Consider the following 25,798-nt stretch of genomic DNA (forward strand, 5'->3'; position numbering starts at 1 on the left):
TCGGCGGGGCACATCACGACATCGTTTCCGGACATGCCGCACACGAAGGCGGCGGTCCCCACATGACATGAAGGAGTTCGCGACTATGGCTGCCGTCTGCGACGTCTGCGCCAAGGGCCCCGGCTTCGGGAAGTCGGTCTCGCACTCGCACCGGCGCACCAACCGTCGCTGGAACCCGAACATCCAGACCGTGCGCGCCCAGGTCGCCCCGGGCAACACCCGCCGGATGAACGTGTGCACCTCCTGCCTGAAGGCCGGCAAGGTCGTCCGAGGCTAGCGCTGTTCCGCCTCTCCGCGTTTTTCGCCGGTCGTGGGTAACGGGTTGGTCTTGTTGCCGGGCCGGCGGTGAGGATGTGGGTTTCGTTCTGGGCGTTCCCGGCGAGTTACCCATGTTCTTGCGAGATCAGTTGGTGCGTGGAGTGAATTGAAGTCGGCTTACCCCGATGTCCTTTGGGCATCGGGGTTTTGCTGTGCGTCCTATGCACGTTCCGCCGGTGCGGGTGGTGCCGCACCGGGCAGTCACTGGCCGTCATAGTCGGCAGGCAGTTGTGAAGGGTGGCGCGCCCCTACGGGCGCGCCACCCTTCACTTGTCTCGTAGTACCGGCATTTCTGTGGAACGCGGCCCGCCGATCCGGATCAGGATCGCGCCCGGCCATGGTCGGTCGGGTCGCGTTCGCTGCCTACCTCGTGCGGTCTCGGCACTGGCTTGGGCTGTTCACCGTCCGGCCCGAACACCCGCCCCTGCTTCCAGGCGCTGCGCTCGAAGAGACGTTGCAGTGGCGTCGCGGCGGCGGTGGTCACGAAAGTCATCAAGGCCAGGACGGTGAACAGCTCCGGGGTGATCAGGCCCGCGGCCAGTCCGATATTGATCAGCACCAGTTCCATCAAGCCGCGGGCGTTGGCCAGCGCCCCCATGGTGCCCGCTTCGCGCCAGCTCATCCCTTGCCAGCGGGCGGCGAGCCCGATTGCGCCGAACTTGCCCGCGAACGACAGCAGCAGGACCAGCAGCGCCATCGCGAGTACCACGGGTTCGAAGATCAAGGCGAGTTCGGTGTTGAGGCCGGTGTAGATGAAGAACGCCGGCAACAGCAGATAACTCACCAGTGGATCGACGCGATCCCGGATCCGGTCGATCAGCGTGCCGCGCGGCATGACCAGTCCGGCGACGAACGCTCCGAGAACGGAGTGGATGCCGACGAAATCGGTGAAGCTCGCCGAGAGCAGGACCACGATCAGAATCACCACCAGGGGACCGACAGGCAGCCCGCCGGTGCGTTCACCCTGCGCGGGCCCCGCGTCACGCAACCGCGCCAGGAGGGGCCGGGCTAGGAACGCCATGATCAGGACGAAGCAGACGCCACCCGCGCAGGCGAGCACCGCGCCGCCGGGACTCGCCTGCGCGGTGGCGACCACCACCGCGAGCAGGAGCCAGGCCACGGCGTCGTCCAGCGCGGCCGAGGCCAGCGACAGGGTGCCGAGCCGGGTGCGCACCAGGCCCGCGTCCCGGATGATCCACGCCAGTACGGGGAAGGCGGTCACCGCCACCGCGGCGGCCAGGAACAGCGCCGCTTGCCACGGTGCGACAGCGTCGGTGAACCATCGCTGGGATCCTGCCATCCACCACCCGGCCGCCCCGCCCAGCAGCAGTGGCACCACTATGCCGGTGGCCGACGTGATGGAGGCCTTGCGCAGGTGGGCGCCGAGAATCGTGAGGTCGAACGACGCGCCGACCATGAACATGAACAGCACCAGCCCGATCTGCCCGACCATGTACAGGACGGTCAGGTTCGGATGCTGAACCGCCGTACCGGAGATCTCCAGCGTCTGCGGGAAGAGCCATTGCTGGGCCCCCGGCCAGATCCACCCCAGCGCCGACGGCCCCAGCAGGAACCCGGCGACCATGATCGCCATGACCTGAACCTGTGCCAGGCGCCGCAGCAGCGGCCAGAGCAACCGGTAGGCCGCGAGGATCACCGCGATCTGCAGGAACAGTTTCGTCGAGATCTCCAAGAGCGTCGGCACGGCGGTCCTCCCTGTAGCACTGAAGATGGATGAGACGACCTGCTCAGACGAGGTCGCGTCGTCGGAAGCCGAGGAACCCGGACATCGCGGCGGCGATCGCGACGACCACACAGAACACGGCTCCCCATGCGGAGGGATCCGTCTCGAACAATCGTGGGGAGTGCTCGAACGGCGAGAGGTCGAGGGCCGCGCCGGGGAGCCGCAGCGTGCGGCCGAGCAGTGCGATCACCGCTGTCACGGCGTATCCGAGCCACACCCACGTCGTCCGGCGGGGAAACCAGCCGTACAGCAGGAGCGCCACACCCAGGAACGTCAGCAGCGCCGGCAGGTGTGCGATCGTCGCGACCGCGCAACGCCACAGCTGGCCCGCGTCGCCTGTCCGGAACGCATGGGCGGCGCCGATCCCGGTACCGCCCGCGACCAGCACGAGTAGCCCCGTCGTCGCCGCCGCGCCCGCGTGCCCGGCCAGCCACCGCGAGCGCCCCATCCGTCGGGCCAGGATCAGATCGGCCCGACCGGCCTGTTCATCACGGGCGGGGGCGAGAGCGACCGCGAGGGTCGCGCCCGCGGCGAGCAACGCGCTGATCAGGGCCGCCATGGCAAGAAAGGACGACAGGACGTCGGCGCCGCCGAAACCGCCGATCAGGTCCAGGACCGCCCGCGAGCTCTGCGCCACCTGACCCATCTCGACGGTGACGGCGCCGAACGCCACACCCAAGCCCGCCGCGGTCGCCCCCCAGCCCAAGGTGGTGCCACGGGCGAGCCGCACGGCGAGTCGCCACGGTCGCTGCGCACCCGGCACCGCTCCCGTCCGGCCCGCGCGCGCGCCGAACACGCCCGAGCCGAGATCGCGGCGCTCCTCCACGGCCACGGCGACGGCGAGCAGGACCGCGGCCGCCGACAGCGACAGCAGCAGCGGCCACGGCCGGTTCTCGGCGAACGGGTGGATGCCTTGCGACCAACCCAGCGGTGAGAGCCACGAGATCGCCCCGGTGGCCGTGCCGTCGCCGATCGCCCGCAGCGCGAACGACGCCGCGAGGGCGAAACCGGCGATGGTATAGGTGCCCCGCGCGTGCTCGGTGAGCTGGGCGGCGACCGCGGTGAGGGCCGCGAAGAACAAACCGGTGCCGAGCAGCGCCGCTCCGTAGGCCATGCCGCCCCGGAGGTCACCCGCCGCGAGCCCGACCCCGACGGCGGCGGCGACGGCGATCACGACGGCGACCGCGGCGGTCACCAGCACGGCCGCGCCGAGATCAGCGTGGCGTCCGAAACGCCTGGCCCGCAACAGTTCCAGACGACCAGACTGCTCCTGCCCCCGCGTGCTGTACCCCATCGTGGTGATCGCCATGACGGCGACCGCCAGTGCCAGGTACCAGCCCGCTTCGAACACGAAGATGCCTCCGTGGCTGTCGAGTCCGCGCGCGGGGCCGTTGAGGGCGTGCGCGGCGGGCAGGCCCTCCGTCACCTGGGCGTAGGCCTGTCGCTGCGGCCCCGGCGGGTAGAGCCCGCCGACGCTCACCGCGGCCGCCGTCGCGATGGCGGGCACGCCCACGCACCAGAGCAGCAGGAGGACCCGCGTCTGCCGAACGATCAGCGCCGCGGCGGTCCAGATGCCACGCAGGCTCTGGGCGCCGCCGCCTTGTGGGCGAACCCGTGTGGGATCGCGCACCCCTCTCAGCACGCGCGCCCCGCTGCCGGTCGCGGCCCGGACCGATCCGAGCGGGCTCGAGATGGCGCCGCGCGCCGCCGCGGCACGCGGGTGGAGATCCAGGTGCCGACGGCGTCGGTGACGTAGCCGACGAGAAATACCGCGGTGATCGCGGTTCCGGAGCCGCGCAGGACGAGCGGGCTGAATTCGGTGCCTTTCATCCGGAGGAACGCCGGTTCGCGCACTTCGCCCATGGTCAGGTCACGGGGGGCCGCGCGACGTCCGGCGAACAGCCGCCACAGGGCGGGGACCGGCGAATGCACCCGCATGATCGCCTGCACCGGGGGCTGCGGCGTACCGTAGCGCAGGCGCCGTTCGGCGCGTGCGGCCATCCGCTCGTGCATCCGCTCGACCGCGCTCGCCACCTTGTCCGGTTCGAACAACCGCCACGGCAGTGACTGGGACAGGAATACCTGCCGCTGCAGACGTTGCCTGCGCCTGCGCCACACCGCCGATTCGTGCGCGGTACGGCCACCGGTCTCGTGCAGCCACCGGGCGAGCTGGAATCTGCCCAGCAGTGCCGAGCCGAAGATCGAGTAGTCCAGCAGATGCTCGAGCAGGAAGAACCGGCCGTCGGCGAGGCTGCCCTGGTACTTGTGCCGGATCATCGCGCGCATGATCCGCCAGTCGGCGCGCAGCGCGTTGTCGACGTGGGCGATCTCGTCGGTGTCGAGCCTGCCGTGATTGATGTCGTCGTCGACGATATTGGCGGTGTGCCACGACCCGAGCAGTGCCAGGGAGATGCCCTGGCTGTAATAGGCGTCGATGATGGAGGCGGCGTCACCCGCCATCGCGTACCGGCGCGGGGAAACATGGGTGTCGGTCATCAGCTGGACGTTGCGGTACATCTGATACTCGAGCACGTTGTCGCGGTCGAGGAAGTCGAGCAACGGATACCGCTCCAGCACGTCCCAGAAGTACTCCTTCAGCTTGGTGCCCACCTCGACTCGGCTCTTGTCGAAGCTGACGCCCACGCTGATGCGGTCGCCCACCAGGCGGATGAGCCAGATCCAGTACCCGTCACCCCACAGGTGGACGGTGTCACGATCCCGCTGCATGACCTCCGGTCCGGGGCCGTGGAACTGCCACGCCGGGCCGAAGTCGGCGTCGGTGCACCCGGAGAACTGCGCCCACACCGACGCCGTCTCGAAGCCGTCGGACAGATCGATGTCGTGGCCGAGCGTTTTCGCCAGCAGCCGCGATCGGCCCGAGCAGTCGATGATCCAGCGGGCGCGCACCGTCCCGGACGGGCCGTCCTTGCGCTGCGATCGCCACGTGAGTGTGTGGTCGCCCTCGTCGGACAACTCGAACTGCCTGGCCCGGCCGCATTCGACGAAGGTGATGCCCGCGGTGGCCCTGACGCGCTCGCGTAGCTGCTCCTCGATCTCGGGCCGGACGATCTGGCAGTCGGCGAACATCGTGCGACGGAACTTCGGGCTGCGGATGGCGGCGGCGTAGCGCTCGGGTAGGTCGGACTGAAAGGCCCACTCCGACATGCCACGGTCGAATCGGGGGTTGCCTTCCAGACCGTAGGTCATCCAGATACCGGATTTGGGCAACGACGCCGACAGAGCTTCGTCGAGTTCGGCGATCGAGCGCAGCAGCGCGTTGGAGAAGACCAGCAGTGATTCCCCGACCTTGTAGCTGCTCGCCCGCGCGGGTGTGATCTCGTCGACGAGCACCACCGACAAGTCGCGCTTGGCGTATTGCAGTGCGTTGAACAGTCCGACGATGCCCGCGCCGACGACACACACGTCCGCGCGGAGTTCGGCGGGCGGCGTGCGCGCGGGCTCGGTGACGGCGGGAGAGGTGGAAAGGTGGTCGATCGTCATCGCAGTTCACCAGCCTGCTCGTAGTGGTGGAGGAACAGGTCCTCGAGGGAGGGCGGGGCGCTGGTCACCGAGCGGACGTCGCTTGCCGCGAGGTAGGCCAGGGTCTCGTTCAGCCGCGCGGGTTCGATGTCGAATCGGACCTCGTGTGCGCTGCGCCGGATGTTCTCGGCGCAGCGCAGGTCGAACGCCGCGGGCTCGTCCATCTCGACGCGGAAGTGTGTACGGGTCGCGCGGCGCAGGTCCGACAGTGAACCGGAGGTCACCGTCGTGCCCGCCCGCACGATCGTCACGGTGTGACACAACTTCTCGACCTCACTGAGGATGTGACTGGACAGCAGCACTGTCCGTCCCCGCCGGGTCGCCTCGCGCACGCACTCGGTGAAGACGTTCTCCATCAGCGGGTCCAGGCCCGAAGTCGGCTCGTCGAGGATCAGCAGCTCGGGGTCGGAGGCGAAAGCCGCTATCAGGGCGACCTTTTGCCGGTTGCCTTTGGAATAGCTCGAGCACTTCTTGGACGGGTCGAGTTCGAAGCGGTCGACCAGATCGGCGATGGTGGCCGGGGCGGCCTCGCCTTGCAGGCGTGACAGGATGTCGATGACCTCGCCGCCGGTCAGCGACGGCCACAGATCCACGTCGCCGGGTACGTAGCCCACCCGAGCGTGCAGATCGACGGCGTCGCGCCACGGGTCGCGCCCGAACAGCCGGGCGGTCCCGCCATCCGCGCGAATCAGCCCGAGCAGGATCCGGATCGTCGTGGTCTTGCCCGCGCCGTTGGGCCCGAGGAACCCGTGCACCTCGCCCGCGCGGACCGAGAGGTCGAGCCCGTCGAGGGCACGCGTCGCGCCGTAGGACTTTCTCAGTCGTTCGATCTCGACAACGGTGGTCACGGTGCTCCTTCCGTGGCGGCGCCGAGAGCGGGTCGCGGGCTCGTCGTCTCGGTGCCGCAGCCGAATTCGGCCAGCCGATGGTTGGCGTACTTCACCCGCGTGGCCTTGCGTTGCAACTTTCCGCTGGTGGTCTTGGGAAGCTGCCCGGCCTGTACCAGCATGACCTCATGGGGCACCACATCGTGGACTTTCGCCACGGCCCCGCGAATCCGTCGTGCCGCTTCCGCGGCGTCGAAGGCGGAGTGAGCGTATCTGCGATCCACTTCGGCGACCACGATCAGCCGTTCCCCGTCCTCGTGGGCTATCGAGAAGGCGGCGACGTGCCCCGGGCGGATCTCGGGCGCCGCCGCGGCCGCGGTCGATTCGATGTCGGCCGGGTAGTGGTTGCGTCCGCGGGCGATGATGAGGTCTTTGAGCCGCCCGACGAGGTAAAGCTCTCCGCCGCTGAGAAATCCGAGGTCGCCGGTGCGGAGCCAGCCGCCGGTGCCGTCGCCCGGTTCGACCCGCGCGCCGAACACATCGGCGGTGTCGTCCGCGCGACCGAAATAGCCGCGTCCGACATTGGGTCCGCGTACCCAGACCTCACCCACCGTGTCCGGCGCCATGGCATTCCGGGTGAGCGGGTCGACCACCGCGACGTCTTGGTCGAGCGCGACGCCGCATCCGACCACGGGTGCGGTACGGTCGTCGCGGGCGGGACCCGGCACCGCCCGGCCGGCTTCCAGCGCCCGGCGGTCGAAGTGGCCGACGACCGGGCCGCGCCCCTGCGGGGTGAGGGATACGCCCAGTGTCGCTTCGGCCAATCCGTATCCCGGGCTATGCGACTCGGGCCGGAAGCCGTGCGGCGCGTAGGCCCGCGTGAACGCGGCGAGCGTGCCGGCGCGGATCGGTTCGGCGCCGTTGACGAGCGCCGTCAGGGTGGACAGGTCCAAGTCCTCACGCTCGACGGCGGAGATGTCGGCAGCCGCGGTCGCCAGGCCGAAATCCGGGCTGGCGCTGACGCCGCCGCCGAAATCGGAGATCGCGCGCAGCCAGCGCGCCGGTCGTTGGACGAACTCGCCAGGAGCCATGAACACCGAGTGACCGCCCGCGCTGAGCGGGAGCGCGACCGCGAAGACCAATCCCATGTCGTGGAACATCGGCAGCCAGGTCACGACCGGCCGGGAGCGGACGACGGGCAGGGCATCGCGCAGTTGCCGGAGATTGGCCGCCAGGTTCGCCCGGGTCACCACGACTCCGGCCGGTGCGCGGGTCGAGCCGGACGTGTACTGCAAGTAGGCGATCCGGTCGGGGTTGTCATCGTCCGGTGGCACGGCGGTCGTCGGGGCAGTCGTCAGGATTGACTCGACCACCGCGACCGGGCCCGCGCCGAACGCGGCCACCGGCTCGGGCGCGGCCGCGAAGATCAGGGCCGGAGCGCAGTCCTCCAGCACCGCGGTGACACGGTGACGGTCGCGAGCCTCACCCGGCGCGTGCAGCGGCACCGCGATCCTGCCCGCGTACAGGCAGCCGAGAAACGCGCGGACATAGTCAGGCCCGTGCGGGCACATGATGGCGACGCGGTCGTCCTGCCGGGTGTGTCGCGTGATCCAATCGGCCACCGCCGCGGCGTCCCGATCGAGCTCTTGGTAGGTGACCACGGTGTCGTCGCGAGACCGCCCCCGGTGGGTCAGGTGGGTCAGCGCCGGCGCCTGTGGCCGGTGCCGTGACCAGTGGCGGACGGCCGCGACGAGATCGTGTGGGTGATCCTCCGGCGGTGCGGCGGGCAGGGGATGCTCGGCGCTCATTGACGGCTCCGTTCCTCGATCGGGCGGAATTCGGCGGGCACGTCGCCCCGGGGACGGAGATTGATCAGCAGGGTCGGCTCGACGGGGGTTGTGGCGAAAGACAGTTCGCCACTGGTGAGCAGGACCGCGGTGAAGATCTGTCCCTCGTAGACAGCGAGCGTGCCGCCGATGCAGACCCGAGGCCCGATCCCGAACGGGAGATAGGTGGCGCGGTCCCGGGCGCGTTCGGCTCGGGGGGTGAAGCGTCGGGGATCGAAGGTCATCGGGTCGGGGTAGTGCGCAGGCGAGCGGTGCATGGCGAAGGTCGACAGGAAGACCAACGTCCCCGCCGCCACGTCCACCTCGCCGATTCTGGTGTCTCGCACGGACTCCCGCAGGAAGCACGGCGCGGGCGGGAACAGCCGCATCGCCTCCTTGAACACTTGGCCGCAGTACTGCAATCGTGGCAGATCCTCGACCGAGGGCAGCCGGCCCCCGAGGACGGTCTCGGCCTCGGCGCGAGCCTCGTCCCGGATCTCGGGATGGGTGGCCAGCAGATACGCGGTCCAGAACTGGGCATCCGCGGAGGTCTCGTGCGCCGCGCCCCAGATGTTGATGAGCTCGTCGATCAGTTGCTCGTCGGACATCGCGGCACCGTCGGGATCCCGGGCGGAGAGTAGGTGGTCCAGGACATCACGATCGTCGTACGCGGCGTCCGCCCGGTCCAGGCGGCGCTCACCGATGACCTTGGTGAACTCCTCGCGCACCTCGGCGAGGTCGCTGCGCATCTGACGGTTGGCTCTGGTCGGCAGCCACAGGGGTGCGGCGAGCGGGTCGAGCAGTTGCTTCATCTCCCATTCGAAAAGCCTCGTGACTCCGGCGATGAGCCGCTCATCGTGCCCCAGTGGCCGCTGAGTCATCAGCTCCCCGACGACGTCGTGCATCATGACCTTCAGCCGATCCAGCACTGTGAACGGGCTGTCCACCGGCCACTGCCGAATGTGGCGGTGCATCGTGCGGGCGATGGGATCGATGTACGGACCGAGCTGCCGGGCGGCGAACATGGGGGCGATCATCCGGCGCTGCCGCGCGTGCAGCGCCCCCTCGGAGATGAGCAGGCCCTTGCCGAGCGCCGGTACCAGGGCCTTGCGCTGGAGTTCGCCCTTGTCGAAGTCGTTCTCGCGGGTGACGAGTACTTCCTTGATCTCCGCCGGGCCGCTGACCATCACCGCGCGGCGCCCGGCCAATCCGAAGGGCGCCACCGGGCCGTGGTCGCGTTCGAGCCTGCACATGAATCCGAGCGGATCTCGTTTGAACGCCAGCGCGTCCGCCACCGGGCGCCGGGCTCGGGCCGGGCGTGCGCGCAGTCCGCCGGTCGAGGTATGTGAGTTCATCGCGGGTCCCTTCGCAGTGAATCGTCGGCTCGCGCGTGACCAGCCCGGCGCCAGAGTTCGGCGATCGACGGGATCAGCCCGTTGCTTTCGGTGAGCCGGTAGGCGGCGTTGAGTGCCGGTGCCGCGACCATGCGCCGGTGCGCTTCGGGCAATGCGTGATAGGGCAGGCCGGGCAGTAGGTGATGCAGTGCGTGCAAACGCAATCCGAGTGGTCCCCACAACTCACCGAGCAACGGGTGACGCGCATAGGTGAACGTGTCCATCATCTGCTCGGTCACCGACATGCGATCGTGATCGCCGAGGTACCGGTGCGCGCCGAGCAGCCGGACCGAATTCAGCACCGCGATCCCCGCCAGTACGGCGGCCCAGGTCACGGGTACCCGCCAACTCAGGTGCCCGGTCAGCACCGCGACAGCGACGACGAGCACCAGCGCGCACGCCGTGGCCTCCTGTACCAGCCAGGAGCGCCGCTGCTCCCCGGGCTGCGGTGGTTCGCCGCGGTAGTCCAGGTCGATCTTGAGCGTCGACATCTGCGCGTAGATGAACGGCCGGGTCCGGGGAATGAGCCACGAGACCGGCGCGAGCACACCGAATCGCCACGGCCCGAATAACGGCGCCAGCGCCGAGCCCGCGAGCACAGCGGCGATATGCCCGCGGGGCATGGTCGCGAAGCGCACGTACTCGGCATCGTGTTCGGTGCCGTACGAGCGCCTGCTGTGGTGCTCGCAATGGCGTTCGTACATGAAAGACGGGATGAGCAAAGGTATCCCCACCACCAGGTTCCAGACCCTGGTGAAGGGGCGGAACGCATTCCGGTGTCCGAAGTGGGCGATCTCATGGATGAACACCGCCGCCCGGTACAGCGCCAAGACCGCGACGACGTACCAGACCACCAGCCACCAGCCATTCGGCACACCCGCGGCGAACGCGGCGAAGGCGGCCCACCCGACGACGGCCGCGATTGTCAAGTCGAGGTAGTAACGGGGGAGGTGCGGTTTCATCAGGTCGTGCACCAGGGCCGCCGCGGCGCCCGTCGCGAAGACGTGCGCGGCCCGGTCTCGTTCGGCGACGGTACTCATCGCGGTTCCTTCCGGTCGGTTCGGTGATCGGGACGCCAGGTGGTGGCCCGCGCGAGCCGGAAGCCGTGACGATCCGCGAGCGTGGCCAGGCGGCTGATCGCCGCATCGTCGAGATCCGTACCGAGACTGGACAATTCACGCTCACCTGACAGGGCGGTCACCATGGTTTCCGCCATGCAGGCGTAGGTCAGTCCCGGCGGGAGCCCGTAGCGCACCCCGAAGTCGTGTCCCGCGGGCAGTTCGACGATCCCACCGTCGAAGACCGTCAGGTCCGGGCGCGCGCGGGCGATGTCGGCGGGGATGTTCGGTGGCTGTGCGACATCACAGACCACCGCGTCCCGCGCGAAATCCGCGGCGGCGAGCAAGGTGCGAGGCGCCGATGTCGCGGCGACGACCACCTCGGCGTCGCGCGCCGCGCCGACGGGGTCGGTGTCCAGCGAAAGGTGGCCGTGCTCGAGGAGGAAGTCGACCAATGCCGTGCCGGTGCGACCGCTGTGCCGCGCCGCGAGCGCGAGCGGCCCTTCGCCGGAGGCGGCCGCCCGCTCGCAGACCGCGACAGCCGCCTCCCGCAACCGCGACACGGCATCCGTAGCACCCGCGCGACCAACCATCCGCAGCACCCGGACCTCACGGGCCAGCGCCCTGGCGATGGTCCTGCCGATGGCGCCGCCGCCGCCCAGCACCGCCGCGGTCAGATCGTGGCGAGCCACCCCGCGTTCTTCACACACCCGGCGGATCGCGTCCAGGGAGGCCGCCGCGGTGAACGAGTTGCCGGTGGTGATCCGGTCGGCGTAACCCCCGAGTGCCATGCCGTTGGCGGTGACGATGGAGGAGTAGGCGCCGAGCCCCACGATGTCGGCGCCCCGGTGAAGAGCGAGGTCCACCGCCTCGCGCACCAGTCGCACCGCCTCGGGGCCCGGCAGCCGCAGGAGACCCTCGGCGGTGTAGGGCAGCCCGAAGATCTCGCCGTAGGCGCAGTCGCCGACGCTGTCGATGCGGCCGGTACCGATGAGGAAGGGCGCGGGGTTGAGCACCGAGGCGGCCTGGGCCATCCGGGTGAGCAGCGCGGCCCGTTCACCGTGATCGAAGACCTCCAGCGCCGGATCGAAATCGAGGAGACTGTCCAGATCCAGTGGGTGGGCGATGAACCCGAACCGGCGATCTCCGCCGCGCGGCCGTGGATTGCGCGCGGAGGCCGCCACCGGGCGCCGCGCGGGAGGATCGGATTCGGGTGGGCGCCCCACGAGGTGGCCGACGAGTCGCGCGGTGTCGCCTGCGGCTACCGTGGCGATCGCCGATTCCATCGCCGCCAGGAAAGTCTCGCACTCCTGTGCCTCGACCGTCAGGGGCGGCTCCACCCGAAGTACACGAGTGCCGAAAAGCGTGGGGGCGAGCCGGATCCGCTGTACGTTGAGCAGATAGGAGGTCAAGACCATGGCGAGATTCGCCTGGTCGGCTATGGACCCGATCAAGCCTTGCCTGCCGCCGAGCCCGATGTCGCCGCTCAGCTCGACTCCGATCAGCAGACCACGCCCGCGGACGTCGGTGATGACGCCGGGGTGACGCACCGCGATCGCGCGCAGACCGTCCAGCAGCAGTTGGCCCGCGCGCTCGGCGGACCGGATGACCGCTCGCTCATCGCGCAGCAGTTCATCCAGGACCGCAACGCCGACGCGCGCGCCGAGCGCGTTCCCGGCGAACGTCGAGGTGTGCCGCAGGGCGAAATCCTCGGTGGCCATCTCCGGGCGGCACAACACCGCGCCCATCGGCAGCACGCCGCCGCCGAGCGCCTTGGCCACGGTGAGGATGTCGGGCGCGGCGCCGTCGTGCTCGGCGGCGAACATCCGGCCCGTGCGGCCGAGTCCGGTCTGTACCTCGTCGAACGCGAGCAGGACGCCGTGCCGGTCACAGATCCGGCGGATGTCGCCGAGGTAGCCGTCGTGAGGGACGCGGACCCCGCCCTCACCCTGGATCGGCTCGACCAGGAACATCGCGTAGTGGCCCGGCCGCTCGCCGAGCGCGCGCTCGAGTTCGGTGGCGCTGCCGAACGGGATGCGGTCGAAATGGGGCACCGGCACGCCGAACGCTCGCTGGTAGTCGAGCCGTCCGGTGGCCGACAGCGCCCCGAGCGTCTTGCCGTGAAAAGCGTCGTGAGTGCTCAGCACGCCCAGCCGTCCGGTGGCCGCACGCGCGATCTTGATCGCGATCTCGGTGGCCTCGGCGCCGCTGTTGACGAAGGTCACCCGCGACAGCTGCCCCGGCGCCACGGCCGCCAGCCGCGCGGCGAGATCGCCGGCGGCGTCGAGGATCGAGGGCTGGACGAAGACGGGCAGGCCGGTCGCCCGCGCCCGCTCGATCGCGGCCCAGACGGGACCGGGATCGTGTCCGAACGGCAAGGCGCCGTAGGCGCCGGCGAAATCGAGGTACCGGGTCCCGGCCGCGTCGTACAACTCGGTCCCGGTCCCGCGCACGTAGTGTTTGTCGAGGTCCAGGGCGGCCAGGAGCCGGGCGAGGTGCGGATTGACATGCCGCAGGTAGGCGTCGCCGGCACCCGTTGTCTGCGCGCGATGGGCGGCCGCGAGCCTGCGGCGCAGCTCGCTCTGCAGTCGGGCCCGGCGATCGGACGGGGCGTGGGTCTCACTGGTCACCGGTGACCTCCTCGGCGGCGTCGAGCGCGCTCAACGCCTGTTCCAGTTCCTCGATGGACATCTCCTCGATGCGCGACGACGTCTCGTCGCCGGCGAGCGCAGTGGCCATCTGCTCGGGACTGTCGCCACTGAGCAGCACCGACAGTGGAATCGGGATGCCGAGGGCCTGTTCCATTCGGTTGCGCACCTGAACCAGCTGCAGCGATTCGACGGCGCGCTCCCGGAGCGCCACGCCGGACGGATGCGTCTCGCCCGCGATCGCCGGGACGGCCACGGTGAGCTCACGGCAGAGCGCTTCCAGGATGCGCTCCCGCGACGCGACGCGCGGACGTGGCGCCGCGTCTTCGCCGGCGCCGAAACGGCCGGACTCGGTGGCCGTGTGATGCCATGGAATCAACGGGAACCCCACGCGCCGGGTGGGTCGGCCGAGCACCGCTTGCCAGTCCAGATCGCACCCCGCCCGATGCAGTGCCGCCGGTAACGCGGCGAGCGGGCCGCCACCGTGTCCGCGCGACATGGCTGCCACCACTGCCGCGCGACGCCCCGCACCGGAGGCGATTTCCACAAGCGCGGGCGTCAGCACGGGATGCGCGCCGATCTCGACGACCACCGACGACGTGTGCGTGGGCAGCGCCGCGGTGACCGCGTCGCGGAACCGCACCCGCTCGCAGACATTGGCCGCCCAGTGTCGTGCGTCCATCGGATCGTCGAACCGCGCTCCGGTCACCGAGGAGTAGAGCGCGACGGCGGCGGGCCGGGGGCGTACGCGGCTGTCGAGGCGGTCGGCGAACTCGGTGGCGTCCGCCGCGAGCCGCGGACCGTGAAAGGCGTACGCCACGGGTAACCGGCGATGCCGGATACCACGATCTTCCAATTCGGCGCACATCGCGGCGATGCGGGGTGCGGCACCGGAGAACACCACGGACTCCGGGGCGTTCTCGGCGGCCACCGTGACGTCGGTGCGTTCCGCGATCAGATCGAGTGCCGCGGCCAGCGAAAGACGGGCCGCGACCATCGCGCCTCCCGCGGCGACGCGATTGAGCAGAGCGGCCCGTTCGGCCAGCACAGTCAGCGCCGAGCGAAGGTCGAGAACCCGCGCCGCGACCGCGGCCGACACTTCACCCATGCTGTGCCCGACCACCGCGCGGGGTTCGAGACCCCACTGATCGAGCAGCGAGGCGATGGCCAGGTGCATGGCGAAATTGCCTACCTGGGCCCGTTGGGTGTCGGCGTAGGCATCGGGCCGGTCGGAACACAGCGCGGCCCGCAGCGACCACCCGAACACGTCCGCGACCTCACGCTCCAGCTCGTCGAAGAGGTCACGGAGGCGGTCGCTGCCGGTCAGCTCGCGCCCCATGCCCGGCCACTCGGCGCCGTGACCGGAGAAGACGAAGATCGCGGGTGGCTGGCCGGGGCTGGCCGGCGCGCTCACCGGCGCGCCGAGATCGGCCAGCAGTGCGTCGCGATCGTCACCGATCCACGCCGCGCGGTACGGCAGGCCGAGGTCGCGGGCGGCGACGCCGCGCGCGAGCTCACGAGCGTCGAGCAGCGGATCGGTGGTCAGCGCGCCGGCCAGCGCCCGCCGTAGACGTTCCACGCCGGCGGCCGAGGACGCCGCCACGGGCAGCACCAGGGGCTCGTCAACGCGGTCGGTCGCGGGCACGGCCGTGCTCGCAGGCCCGGCGAGCACGACGTGGGCGTTGGCTCCGCCGAATCCGAAGGAACTCACCGCGGCGTGCCGCGCGCCGTCGGCGAGCGGCACGGGATCGGCGCAGACGCGCAGCCGGGTGCCGTCGATCTCGATCTCGGGGTTGAGGTGTCGCAGATGCGGCAGGCCCGGCGCGCGACCACGCCTGAGCACGCCGAGCGCGTGCGCGACTCCGGCCAGTCCGGCGGTGGCTTCGAGATGCCCCAGCGCGGCCTTCACCGACCCGACCGCGCACGGCGCCGTCCCGACGCCGTATACCGCGGCCAGAGCGGCCATTTCGATCGGGTCGCCGAGCCGGGTTCCGGTGCCGTGCGCCTCGATATAGCCGACCGTGTCCGGCTCGACGCCCGCGTCGGACAGCGCGCGTCGCAGCACCGCCTCCTGGCGTTTCGGATTGGGCGCGGTCAACCCGTTGGCTCGTCCTCCGTGGTTGACGGCGGTGCCGAGCACCCACCCCCTCGGGGTGATTCCGCCGTCGAGCGCGCGCTGCCCGCGCAGCACCAGGACCACGCAGCCCTCCCCCCGGACGATGCCGTCGGCGGCCGCGTCGAAGGATCGGCAGCGACCGGTGGGCGAGAGCGGCAGCGTCCGGGACGTGATGGTGTCGGAATGCGGCGAGAGCAGCACATGGACCCCCGCCACGATCGCGGTCTCGCAGTCGCCGCCGCGCAGCGCCCGCACCGCCAGATGCAACGCGGTGAGCGAGGACGAACACGCGGTGTCCACCGCCAGACTCGGCCCGTCGACGTCCAGCAGGTACGACAGGCGGTTCGCCGCCATCGCGTGCGAGGTACCCGGTCCGGTGTAGGCATCGATACCATCCGGTTCGGCGGCGCGCAGCAGCAGCCAGTCGGCGGCGTAGGTGCCGACGTACACCCCGGTCCTGCTGCCGCGCAGGCGCGCGGGCGGAATTCCCGCGTCCGCCAGAGCGTCCCATGTCGTTTCCAGCAGCAGGCGGTGCTGGGGATCCAACGACCGGACCTCCTCGCCGGAGAGCCCGAAGAAGTCCGCGTCGAAGCCGTCCACGTCCAGCAGCAGGCCCGACGGTTCACCGTCGGCGCGGGGGGCGGGTTCGCGGACGTGCGCGCGGCGCCGCACCTGCCCGATGGCATCGCCGCCGGCGTCGACGAACTCGGCCACCGCTTCGATCCTGTCGATCGCCGGTGGCAGGCGCACTCCGGCGCCGAGGACGGCGATTCGTTCGCTGCGGGCTCCCCGCAGATCCTCGAGCGCGCGCAGGGCTTGTTCGAGCAGCGCCCGCTGTGCTGTCGTCGACGTGGTCACCACGGCTCCGATCCCGAATGCGCCGTCGCTGCGGCGTGATTCGCGTCCGCGCCGAGGACGAACCGTACGATCGCCTCGATGCTGGGGTGGTCGAAAACGGCGGTGGGCGCGACGGCCGTGCCGGTGCGGTCCTCCAGGTGGGCGGTCAGCCGCACGCACTCCGCGGACGCCAGGCCCAGGTCCGCGAAACTGGCGGTGGTCGACACCGTGTCTACGTCGACGCCGAGCAGGTCGGCGACGACGCCCGCCAAATGGCCGACGAGTTCGGTGGTGACTGCATCCTCACGCACTGCGCGTCCCCTTTCGATGCGGTGGCCAAGGCGCCCCGGCGGCCGGCCGAGCCCGGTGTGCGGCGACCATGTCGGCGATGGCGGGGTCGACGCGGCGGCTGGGTACCCCGAGGTCGAGCGCGGTCCGATCACCTCGGAATCGGGGGAACTCGACCAGCAGCGGAAGGTTCTCCCGCACCACGAGTGGGTCCCAGCGCGCGGGTGTCACCGCCCGTGCCGGCCCGAGCGCCGCCGCGGCGATACGCAGCGCCGGTCGGCTCACCGGGAGCCAGTGCCTGCGTACCCCGAGGGCGTGCGCGACTTTGGCGAACAAGGCGCGGTAGGTGAGGTTCTCGCCGACGACCAGATAGCGGATTCCCGCCTCGCCGCGCGACAGCGCCGCCAGATGCGCGGCCACGACTTGGTCGCGCCCCACGAAGCCGAAACCACCGGGCGGGACGGGGATCACGCGGTGGCGCGCGATCTGCGGGACGAGCCCGGACCAGGTGGTGCGAGGATCGCCCCCCGACGCGAGAACCGCGCCCGGATTGAGGATGACCGCGTCCAACCCGCGATCGACGCGGCGCAGCACGATCAGCTCCCCCATCCTCTTGGTGGACGGATACGGATGGCGCGAAGGCGCCGTACTCGTCGGGGTGACGCGGTCCGGGCCGTCGCAGGCTTCGGAAAGCCACACGGTAGAGGCGGAGGAGGTGTGCACGAGCCGCGTGCGATGGCCCAGCGCGGCGTCGGCGACGTTCCTGGCTCCCGCGGTGTTGACCGCGTGCATCAGGCCCCGCCGTCTGGTCGAGATGCCCGCGACGCCCGCGATGTTGACCACGGCGCGACAGCCCGCGACGGCACGGTCCACGGCCGCTCGGTCCCGGATGTCGCCGATGTGCACCTGATCGGGCGCGACCTCGAGCGCGTCGTTGTTGCGGCGCCAGTCCTCGGCCGACTCGGCGAGCACGCGGACCGGTTCCCCGGTTCGGATCAGCGCGTCGGCCACGTGCCGTCCGACGCAGCCCGTCGCCCCGGTGATCAAGATCATCGCGACTCCCTCACAGTCTGCTGGCGTGGGTCAGGACGGGCTCGGCCAGATCGTCGACGCTGCACGGCAAGCGGCACATCCGCCGCTGCGCCAGCAGGCCCTCGAGTTCGTTGGCGTCGAACACTTCGAGCGGACCCAACACTCCCGAAGGCAGTTGCGGCCTGCTCAGCAGCGCGACACCGGCGCAGGCCAGCAGGTGCGCGGTCAGGGCGTAGGGGTCGGCGCCGGCGAAACGGACCTCTTGGAGCGGCCTGCCTTCGGAGTTCGAGGCCCGCGCCGCGACCACAGTGCGCGCCGGCCGGGTCGACCTACTGGCCGGGCGGTGCCGGGTGCGCTCCTCGAGCGTGTCGATCAGTCGCCGCCCCAGCTCGTTGCGTGCGGCGGACACACCGGCTCGCGCGGTGGCGGAGAAGACGCGCCCGAGTCCGCCGGGCGCGCCGAGGTACGAGCTCACCTCGCGCAGCCGCGGGAACGCCCGGGGCAGCGCCAGCGCTTCGGTGGTGCCGATCGACACGCCGTGATAACGCCTGCCCGCGATCGGCCAGACGCGTCGGCGCGCACCGAGTTCTTCCGGCAAGAGGACGCCGCCGGTCAGCCGGTGCGCGGGTTCCTGAGTGGCCCGGACCGCGGAGTTGACGGTGCCGTGACTGGCCGCTCGTGGATCGCAGGAGTAGAAGATCTCCACGCCTGTGGCGCTGTCTCCCGCCGCCTGCACGGCGCGCGCCGCGGCGAGGTGGCCTGGTACCGACTCGAATCCGAATCCCGGCGCGACCACCGTGCCCGCGGCACGGGCGGCTGCGTGGCTCCCGGCGAAGACCTCGCGGAGGAATCCCGATTCTCCCGCGGCGTCGAGGTAGTGCGCCTTGCCTCGGATCGCGCTGTCGATGATGCCCGGTCCGGTGAGCGCGTAGGGCCCGATGCAGTTGATCACCACATCGCCCGCCGCGAGCCCCGGTACCGGCGAGCTGCCGCGGTGCGCTTCGAATGTCGTGGTGGTGAACATCGGCGGATGCCCGAGATCGGTGAGCAGCGACTGCCCCGCTTCGGGCCGACGGACGGCCAGTTGCACGGACACGCCGCGGGTCCTGAGTTCGGCGGCGACGAGCCTGCCGGTGTATCCGTTCGCTCCGGCGACGACGATCTTGCTCACCGTGGGACCCCGCTTTCTGAGTTCGGCTGTGGATGAATCGGCTGTTGAGAACGGTCGCCCGTGTCCTGCCCCACCGCGCGCAGGACAGCGGACAACCGCGTGGCGAGCTGTTCGTCGGTGAGTCCGGCCGGGGATTCGGCGGCCTCGTCCACGGCCACGGCGCGGCGACCCTCGACCTCGTCGTGATCGTCGGCAGCCGAGAGCCGGCTGTCCACCAAGGCGGCGAGCGCGGTCACGGTGGGATGGCCGAAGACGTCGGCGGTGGATACCCGCACGCCGAACGCGGCTTCCACGGTCCGTCGCACCTCGAGGGCGAGCAGGGAATCGATGCCGAGTTCGGAGAACGGCGCGTCGAGGGGTACGCGGTGCGGGTCGATGTGCAGGGCGGTGGCGATGATGGCGCGAATCCGCTCCGGCACGGCGGGCGGGCGCGATCTCGTCTCGCGGATGGGGGTGGCGGACGCGGACGCGGGCGCGGGCCGGTGGTCCCCCGCCGGTCCGACCATCTCACGCAGGCGTCTGCTCAGCGTGTCGGCCGCTCGTGTGGGCGCGTAGCGCAGCGCCGCCACGTGGGCTAGATCGACGCTCAGCGCGATGTCGAGCAGCACGAGTGCCTGTTCGGCGCGCAGAGGGCCCACGCCGGCGCCGGGCAGGTGAGCGGCGCCGCCCTCGGCGAGCCCACGACCGGCCCACGGCCCCCAGGCGATCGATACCACGCGCTGTCCGGCCCGGCGGTGCCGTGCCGCGAGGGCGTCGAGCGCGGCGTTCGCCGAAGCGTACGCCGCCTGCCCGGGCGAACCGACCGTCCCCGCCATCGAGGAGCACAGCACGACGAAGTCCAGCTCCGGGGCGTGCGCCAGAAGATTGTGCGCCGCAACGAGTTTCGGTCGGTGCATACGACCCAGTTGGGCCGGCGTCACCGCCGCGAACTCGGCGTCCTCGAGCAGACCGGCGGCGTGGACGACACCGCGCAGGGGCCGTGGCCGCGATCTCGCGATGTCCACCAGCGAGCGGACATCCGCGTCGACCGCCACGTCCGCCTCCACCACGGTGACGCGGTGACGATGGGCGCGCAGTTCGGGCGGCAGCTCGCGGTGGCGCCGGGTGCCGATCACGATCTCACCCGCACCGGAGGCGAGCAGGTGAGCGCAGATCGCCGCGCCGATCGCGCCCAGTCCACCGGTGACCAGATACGTACCGTCCGAGATGGCCGGGTGCGTGAGGCCCCCGCGCTCGGTCCTGGCCAGTTTGCGCGTGAATACCCGGCCCTGCCGGATCAGGCACTCGCTGGGCAGGGTCGCGGCGCCGAGCGCGTGGGTGAGGCGAGCGAAGTCCGCGGCGGTCGGGGTTCCTGGCATCCGGGCCAGCACGATCTCACGTCCGCTCTCGAACATCAGCGTTCGGACGAGCCCGGCGACCGCGCCCAGGCACGGGTCGTCGACCTCATCGCCCGCCGATTCCAGAATGACGGTCAGCGACCGGGTCGACGGGTGTGCGACGAGTCGTTGGAGCAGCGCGAGCGCCGCCGCGGAATGCTCGATGACCTCGTCCGGGTCCGACGGACCGCTCGCACAGCAGACGACCACCTCGGCGGCGGCGCCGAGGGCCGCCTCGATGTCACCCTCGTTCCCGTCGGCGAGCCCGGTCACCGTATGTCGCGCACGACCGGCGAGTGCGTCGGCGAGCTGGTGCGCGACGGAAGTGGCGCCGACGACCAGCACCGGTCGCGAGGTCGCCGGGTCGCGCGGTGGCTCCGATATCGCCTCCCAGTGTTCCCGCAGCAGGACCTCGGGTGCCCCGAGCGCGGGGACCAGGCCCAGGTGTACCCCCGCGAGCACGATGCCGGCGGATCCGTCGGCGGCGATGCCCACGACGTCGGCGACGAGCAGATCGGGTTCGGTGTGGGTGACGCGTGCCAAGCACCGCACGAGGGGGGTAGCGGCGGGAGACCGCCACATCCGGTCGATTCGGACCGGCAGGGGCGTCAGCCCGGGACCGAGAGCGGCACTGGCGGCAATCGCTATCGTTTGCAGGCATCCATCGACGGCGACCGCGTCGGGGACTCCGGCGCGCAGTGAGCTGGTCGCCATGCCGGGGGCGCCCCGTGGGTCGACCAGAATCCGGAACCGCTCGCCATAGGCGAGACCGGCCGCGGCGAGGCGGCGGTAGAGGTCCCGCGCGGGAACAGGCTCGAATATCTCGTGCGAGGCGGCATCTCGGATGTCTCGTTCGACGCGCCGCGCCCACTCGACGTCCGTGTCCCTCTCCGGCGCGACCGCGGCGGCGATCACCCGGTCCGGCTCGTCGGCCGCGTGCACCGCGAGGTGTACACCCGCCGGCACCGTGCGTCTGCTCACGATGTACTCGCCGGCCCGTGCGACCGCGACCTCGATCCTCTCGTGCAGCCGCACCTCGCTGAGGACGCCCGTCGCGGACCGCGCCGCCGCGGCGAGGGCGATCACCCATCCCGCCCCGGGCACGATCGGCTGGTCGCCGACGACGTGGTCGTCGAAATCGTCCGGGAAGAACGGTGGCGGCGTGGGATGCGCGAGCCCGTCTGTGCGCAGGGGAAAGGTACGGTGCCGCCAGGAGCGCGCAGGCAGCGACACGAGCCGACCCGGCTGCTGGTCCCAGCTCAGATCGACTCCGCGGCAGAACAGTTCGGCCAGGCAGCGCAGCAGCGCCCGGGTCTCGTCGGTGCGATCGGCGGCAGGGAGCACCGACACCTCGGTGTCACCGGACTCCGCGATCGACCGGAACAACACCGGGTGCGGGGACACCTCTACGAACGTCCGGTGTCCTTCGGCGACGGCGAGGCGCACCGCGTCGTGCAACCGCACGGTCGAGCGCATGTTCTCCGCCCAATACGCCGGGCCGAAGTTCTCGGCGGTGACCGGCAGGCCGGGGCGCGTGGTCGAGTACAGCGGAACCGCGGGCGCGAGCGGGCGGATTCCGGCGACCTCGCGAACGAGAGCGTCGCGCAGCGGATCGACCTGCGGACTGTGCGCGGCGAAGCCGACCGCGACCGGCCGCACGAAGACGCCGGACGCCGAGAGTTCCGCGCGCACCGCGTCGATCGCCCGCACCGTCCCGGACAGGACTACCGAGCGCGGACCGTTGATCGCGGCGACGCCGGCCTGTTCGGCGTGCCCCGCGATCGCCCGTGCCGCATCTTGCGCGGTGAGTTCGGCGACCAGCATGGCGCCGTGTCCGTCCAACGTCGCGAGTGCCCGGCTGCGCGACACGACCACCCGCGCCGCGTCCTCGAGTCCGAGCGCGCCGCAGACGTGGGCGGCCGCGATCTCGCCGAGACTGTGCCCGATCACCCCGGACGGCTCGACTCCCCACTGCCGCAGCAGCGCCGCGAGCGCGACTTGATAGGCGAACAGCGAACACTGGATGACGGTGGTCCCCCCGCTGACGAAACTTTCCTCGTCGGCTCGGACCAGGGGACCGCCCACCTCGGTGATGGCATCGACGGCCTCCCGGAGGGCTGTCCGGAAGGCGCCATAGCGTCGGCACAGCGCACGGCCCATGGCCGAGTGCTGTCCGCCCTGACCGGGAAACAACAGCACCGGGCCGCGCGGCGCCGCCCCGTCGCCCGCCACGCTGTCCGGATCGGCCGATCCGTGCCCGGCCCGGTCCAGCGACTGCGCCAGCCCGGGCAGCGAGTCGGCGATCACCGCCAGCCGCGCGCGGTGGGGGCGCGGCCGGGCGCAAGTGGCCGCGATATCCGCCGCATGCACTTCCTGCGGTCCCTCGGCAGCCCAGTCGGCGATCCGGCGCGCCGACGCCCGCAAGCGATCGGAGTCGGTCTCCGACAGGCCGATCAGGACAGGTGCGTCGGCGACCGTGGCGCCGTCGGGTTCCACTCCGCCCACGACCGCGTGCGCGTTCGTGCCGCCGAACCCGAACGAGCTGACGCCGGCCAGGCGGTCCGCGGGGTCCCGGTCCCATCGGTAGGGTGTCACGGCCACAGCCATGCCTCGCTCCGCCAGCTTCAGCAGCGGATTCTCGGTGACGAAGGTCGCGTTGGGCGGAATGATCCCGCGATGGATCGACAACGCCGCCTTCGCCAGCCCCACCAGTCCCGCGCCGGCTTCGAGATGGCCGACGTTCGACTTCACCGACCCCAGGCGCAACGGACGGCCTGCGGCGCGCTCGGACGTGCCGAGCACTTCCGCGAGTGCCGCGACCTCGACGGCATCACCCAGCGCGGTGCCGGTGCCGTGACATTCGATGTAGTCCGCCGCCGCAGGCGCCCGGCCCGATCGCGCCCAGGCGCGCCGGACCACCGCCTGCTGGGCACGTCCGTTGGGGGCGTAGATGCCGTTGGACCGGCCGTCGGAATTGACCGCGGTCCCGAGAATCTCGGCGTAGACCCGGTCACCGTCGCGACGGGCGTCGGCGGTGCGCCGCAGGACCAGCACCACGCACCCTTCGGCACGCGTGTACCCGTCGGCGGCGGCGTCGAAAGTCTTGCACCGTCCGTCGGCGGCCAGGAAGCCCCCGGCGGCGAAGGAGGCGCTGACGAACGGCAGCAGCTGGAGGTTGACGCCGCCCACCAACACCAAGGGGACCTCGCCGGACTCGAGCAACCGGCAGGCCAGATCGACGGCGGCCAGCGAGGACGAACAAGCGCTGTCGAGCACCAGACTGGGCCCGTGCAGATCCAGGACGTAGGAAATCCGGTTGGCGATGATGCTCAGCGCCGAGCCCGTCACGGCGTAGGGACCGACGTGATCGGGACGGCTGAGCACGGCGGCGCCGTGGTCGAACGACGACGCGCCGACCAGTACCGCTGCGCCGCTGCCGCGAACATCGAAGGAGAGCGCGGCGTCATCGAGCGCCTCGACGGCGACCTCGAGACAAAGGCGCTGCTGCGGGTCCATCGCCGCGGCCTCACGCTCCGAGATACCGAACCACGCGTTGTCGAAACCGGTCACCTCGGACAGGTAGCCGCCGTGGTATTCGCCGATGTGCCGCGCGGGCGGCGGCGGCGATGTGCAATCGCGCCCGTCGACGAGTACCCGCCAGAACTGGTCCACGCCACCGATACCGGGCAAGCGGCAGCCGATTCCCACGATCGACGCCGGAACCGATCGCTCGGGAACGGGATTTCCCGCCGAGACCGGGCCCGTCACGTCGCGACGGCTTTCTCTACGAGCACCCACTTCTTGTGGGCGCCACTGCGGAGATAGTGCGCGATCACCCGGCCGAACGACAGGTTGCTCTCGTGCACCCACGTGGTCTGCACCGAGCGGTAGCGGCTGCCGCGGAGCGCGTCGAGGCTGTGCACGAGGAGTTTGCTCGTCGCGCCGACTGGAGCGTCGGGTACCACACCCATGATGAGCACCATCGCCGAGTCGATGGACCGGCTGAGCCGACGGACCCGAGGGTAGTCGCGCAGCCGTGCCCGGCCGCCGAGCGCGTGCAGAATCCGGTTCAGGTCGGGCGCGATGAACATGAATCCCACCGGCCTGCCCTCGTGCTCCACGAACACCACCATCGAGGGATCGAGGAAGCCGCGGATCGGCAGCACCGTCCGCTCGAAAACCTCTCGGCTGTAGGCGATCACTTCGGAGTTGTCGGCGAACGACCGGTTGAACAGGGTGCGTACCAACTCCAGATCGCGCTTCATGGTGCGCCTGGTCATGCTCCGGCAGGTCAACGCGGCATTGTCGGCGAAGCGACGGTCGTAGCGGGCCAGCCGGTCCCGGAAACGGGTGATGTCCGCCACGGTGAAGCGGTATCCGGCGAGTTCGACGCGGATCGTGAATCCGAGTTCTTGCAGCAACTCCAGCGTGCCCCGGGGGTTCCAGGTCTGGAACACCTGCGGTGGTTCGTCGAAACCGTGTACCAGCAGGCCCATTTCCTGGCCGCTCCAATAGTTGTACGGACCGGCCATGGTTCGCAGCCCGTGCCCGCGTATCCACTGCTCGGCCGCGGTGGTCAGCGCCCCGAGTGCGGCGCGGTCCGCGGGCGCGTCCAGAAACCCGAAGAAGCCCACCTGTTCTCGGTGTTTGTCGATGTAGGCCTGCTGGATCGTCGTGGCGACGCGTCCGATGGGCTCGCCGCCGTCGTAGAGCACGAAGTGCTCGGTGATCGCCTCTCCCCGCAACGGACTACGCGCGGGATCCAGGTATCGAAAGGAGTCCTTGCGCAGTTGCGGTACCCAGTTCGGCTCGTTGCGATAGAGTCGGAACGGCACATCCACCCATTCGCGGGCGCGCTTGCGATCGGTGCCCACTGCTTTGACTTCCATCGCCGGCTCCTCTCGTCCTCGACATCTCAGACGCCGGCTCGCAGCATGCGTGACATGCGTTCGTGCCGGACTCGGAATACTCGTTCCATCTCGTGTGCGACCACGATCCGATCCATCCACGGCCCCAGCGCGGTACGGAAGACGATCGTGTCGCGGTAGTGTGTGCCGCCATCGTCTGTGGGCTGGCAGGTGTGGGTGTGATGGAAATAGCGAAACATTCCGCGCACTTGGATGTCGGAGAATTCGCGGCCGTCGTCGTAATAGTCTACGAGCGCCGCCCAGCGAATCGGGAAGACGCGTTTGTACCACCAATCGAATACGTACAGCCCGCCCAGTTCGCCCTGCAATTTCGATGCCCAGAAATACTCGAGCGGATCCGGCATGGTCGCAGCGAAGTTGATTCCGTTGAGGCAGAAATCGAATACCGTGCGCGGATCGTGCGGCAACGTCGTTTCGATGGCCAGCGTCGTCGTGCGACCGGGCCGGATGTGTGGCTGCTTGCCGCTCATCCAGCTGCGTCCGACAGCGGTGAGGATGGAATCGTATCGATTCGGATCGTAGTCGGTCGTATTGCGCCCATGGTCCGGTCCGGCAGAATTGTTCGACACCTTCCAGCCTGCGGATTCGGTATGCATGCAGCGCTCCGATCGGATCGAAATGTGCGACGAGTATTTCCCGGTCACTTCAGAGTGACGCGCCGGTGCGGGTAAATCAAGGCCGGAAAGCGATTTCAG

16 protein-coding genes are annotated in these 25,798 nt (G+C 70.4%); 1 reads left to right on the plus strand and 15 read right to left on the minus strand.

Annotated features, from left to right (window positions below; genetic code table 11):
- Positions 1–85 precede the first annotated feature (85 nt).
- Positions 86–277 (plus strand): 50S ribosomal protein L28, encoded by a 192-nt coding sequence (rpmB, locus tag OHB21_RS35650; RefSeq protein WP_011210730.1) that lies wholly within the window; start codon positions 86–88, stop codon positions 275–277.
- Positions 278–637: 360 nt separating this feature from the next.
- On the opposite strand, the gene OHB21_RS35655 is transcribed toward rpmB, so the two are convergent.
- Genes OHB21_RS35655 through OHB21_RS35725 form a run of 15 tightly spaced genes read right to left on the minus strand, consistent with a single transcriptional unit; the run spans position 638 to position 25,699 of the window.
- Complete coding sequence (locus OHB21_RS35655; RefSeq protein ID WP_067508999.1) at positions 638–2,023, minus strand: cation:proton antiporter; 1,386 nt, start codon at positions 2,021–2,023, stop codon at positions 638–640.
- A gap of 43 nt (positions 2,024–2,066) precedes the next feature.
- Positions 2,067–3,692 (minus strand): ABC transporter permease, encoded by a 1,626-nt coding sequence (locus OHB21_RS35660; RefSeq protein ID WP_113974940.1) that lies wholly within the window; start codon positions 3,690–3,692, stop codon positions 2,067–2,069.
- 5 nt (positions 3,693–3,697) lie between these two features.
- A complete protein-coding gene (locus tag OHB21_RS35665; protein ID WP_195126094.1) occupies positions 3,698–5,563 on the minus strand; it encodes an NAD(P)/FAD-dependent oxidoreductase in 1,866 nt (621 codons plus the stop codon).
- The gene (locus tag OHB21_RS35670) at positions 5,560–6,450 is read right to left on the minus strand and encodes an ABC transporter ATP-binding protein (RefSeq protein WP_067508993.1); all 891 of its coding nucleotides are present in this window, start codon (positions 6,448–6,450) and stop codon (positions 5,560–5,562) included. The genes OHB21_RS35665 and OHB21_RS35670 overlap by 4 nt, the downstream gene beginning before the upstream one ends.
- Complete coding sequence (locus OHB21_RS35675; protein ID WP_195126093.1) at positions 6,447–8,237, minus strand: fatty acyl-AMP ligase; 1,791 nt, start codon at positions 8,235–8,237, stop codon at positions 6,447–6,449. Before OHB21_RS35675 ends, OHB21_RS35670 begins: the two co-directional genes overlap by 4 nt.
- Positions 8,234–9,610: a cytochrome P450 gene (locus OHB21_RS35680; RefSeq protein ID WP_195126092.1), complete on the minus strand. Its 1,377-nt coding sequence runs from the start codon at positions 9,608–9,610 to the stop codon at positions 8,234–8,236. Before OHB21_RS35680 ends, OHB21_RS35675 begins: the two co-directional genes overlap by 4 nt.
- A complete protein-coding gene (locus OHB21_RS35685) occupies positions 9,607–10,689 on the minus strand; it encodes a fatty acid desaturase (protein WP_067508986.1) in 1,083 nt (360 codons plus the stop codon). The genes OHB21_RS35680 and OHB21_RS35685 overlap by 4 nt, the downstream gene beginning before the upstream one ends.
- On the minus strand, positions 10,686–13,337 hold the full coding sequence (locus tag OHB21_RS35690; protein WP_195126091.1) for an aminotransferase class III-fold pyridoxal phosphate-dependent enzyme: 2,652 nt from the start codon (positions 13,335–13,337) through the stop codon (positions 10,686–10,688). The genes OHB21_RS35685 and OHB21_RS35690 overlap by 4 nt, the downstream gene beginning before the upstream one ends.
- Positions 13,327–16,329 (minus strand): type I polyketide synthase, encoded by a 3,003-nt coding sequence (locus OHB21_RS35695; RefSeq protein ID WP_195126090.1) that lies wholly within the window; start codon positions 16,327–16,329, stop codon positions 13,327–13,329. Before OHB21_RS35695 ends, OHB21_RS35690 begins: the two co-directional genes overlap by 11 nt.
- The gene (locus OHB21_RS35700; protein WP_232331740.1) at positions 16,326–16,619 is read right to left on the minus strand and encodes an acyl carrier protein; all 294 of its coding nucleotides are present in this window, start codon (positions 16,617–16,619) and stop codon (positions 16,326–16,328) included. The genes OHB21_RS35695 and OHB21_RS35700 overlap by 4 nt, the downstream gene beginning before the upstream one ends.
- Positions 16,612–17,649: an NAD-dependent epimerase/dehydratase family protein gene (locus tag OHB21_RS35705; protein ID WP_067508982.1), complete on the minus strand. Its 1,038-nt coding sequence runs from the start codon at positions 17,647–17,649 to the stop codon at positions 16,612–16,614. Before OHB21_RS35705 ends, OHB21_RS35700 begins: the two co-directional genes overlap by 8 nt.
- A gap of 10 nt (positions 17,650–17,659) precedes the next feature.
- Positions 17,660–18,799, minus strand: a complete 1,140-nt coding sequence (locus OHB21_RS35710; RefSeq protein WP_195126089.1) for a saccharopine dehydrogenase NADP-binding domain-containing protein — start codon at positions 18,797–18,799, stop codon at positions 17,660–17,662.
- Complete coding sequence (locus OHB21_RS35715; RefSeq protein WP_324192212.1) at positions 18,796–24,045, minus strand: SDR family NAD(P)-dependent oxidoreductase; 5,250 nt, start codon at positions 24,043–24,045, stop codon at positions 18,796–18,798. The genes OHB21_RS35710 and OHB21_RS35715 overlap by 4 nt, the downstream gene beginning before the upstream one ends.
- Positions 23,940–25,064 (minus strand): hypothetical protein, encoded by a 1,125-nt coding sequence (locus OHB21_RS35720; protein ID WP_067508976.1) that lies wholly within the window; start codon positions 25,062–25,064, stop codon positions 23,940–23,942. The genes OHB21_RS35715 and OHB21_RS35720 overlap by 106 nt, the downstream gene beginning before the upstream one ends.
- Before the next feature lie 26 nt (positions 25,065–25,090).
- Positions 25,091–25,699, minus strand: coding sequence for an SRPBCC family protein (locus OHB21_RS35725; RefSeq protein WP_067508974.1), 609 nt, complete (start codon positions 25,697–25,699; stop codon positions 25,091–25,093).
- Between the last annotated feature and the right edge of the window lie 99 nt (positions 25,700–25,798).

Origin of the sequence: Nocardia puris, from assembly GCF_036051655.1 — a bacterium.
GTDB lineage: Bacteria > Actinomycetota > Actinomycetes > Mycobacteriales > Mycobacteriaceae > Nocardia > Nocardia puris.

Coding starts and splice junctions, on each gene's coding strand:
- OHB21_RS35675 (WP_195126093.1), bottom strand. CDS start 8,237: ATGAGCGCCGAGCATCCCCTGCCCGCCGCACCGCCGGAGGATCACCCA.
- rpmB (WP_011210730.1), top strand. CDS start 86: ATGGCTGCCGTCTGCGACGTCTGCGCCAAGGGCCCCGGCTTCGGGAAG.
- OHB21_RS35720 (WP_067508976.1), bottom strand. CDS start 25,064: ATGGAAGTCAAAGCAGTGGGCACCGATCGCAAGCGCGCCCGCGAATGG.
- OHB21_RS35705 (WP_067508982.1), bottom strand. CDS start 17,649: ATGATCTTGATCACCGGGGCGACGGGCTGCGTCGGACGGCACGTGGCC.
- OHB21_RS35665 (WP_195126094.1), bottom strand. CDS start 5,563: ATGACGATCGACCACCTTTCCACCTCTCCCGCCGTCACCGAGCCCGCG.
- OHB21_RS35725 (WP_067508974.1), bottom strand. CDS start 25,699: ATGCATACCGAATCCGCAGGCTGGAAGGTGTCGAACAATTCTGCCGGA.
- OHB21_RS35680 (WP_195126092.1), bottom strand. CDS start 9,610: ATGAACTCACATACCTCGACCGGCGGACTGCGCGCACGCCCGGCCCGA.
- OHB21_RS35685 (WP_067508986.1), bottom strand. CDS start 10,689: ATGAGTACCGTCGCCGAACGAGACCGGGCCGCGCACGTCTTCGCGACG.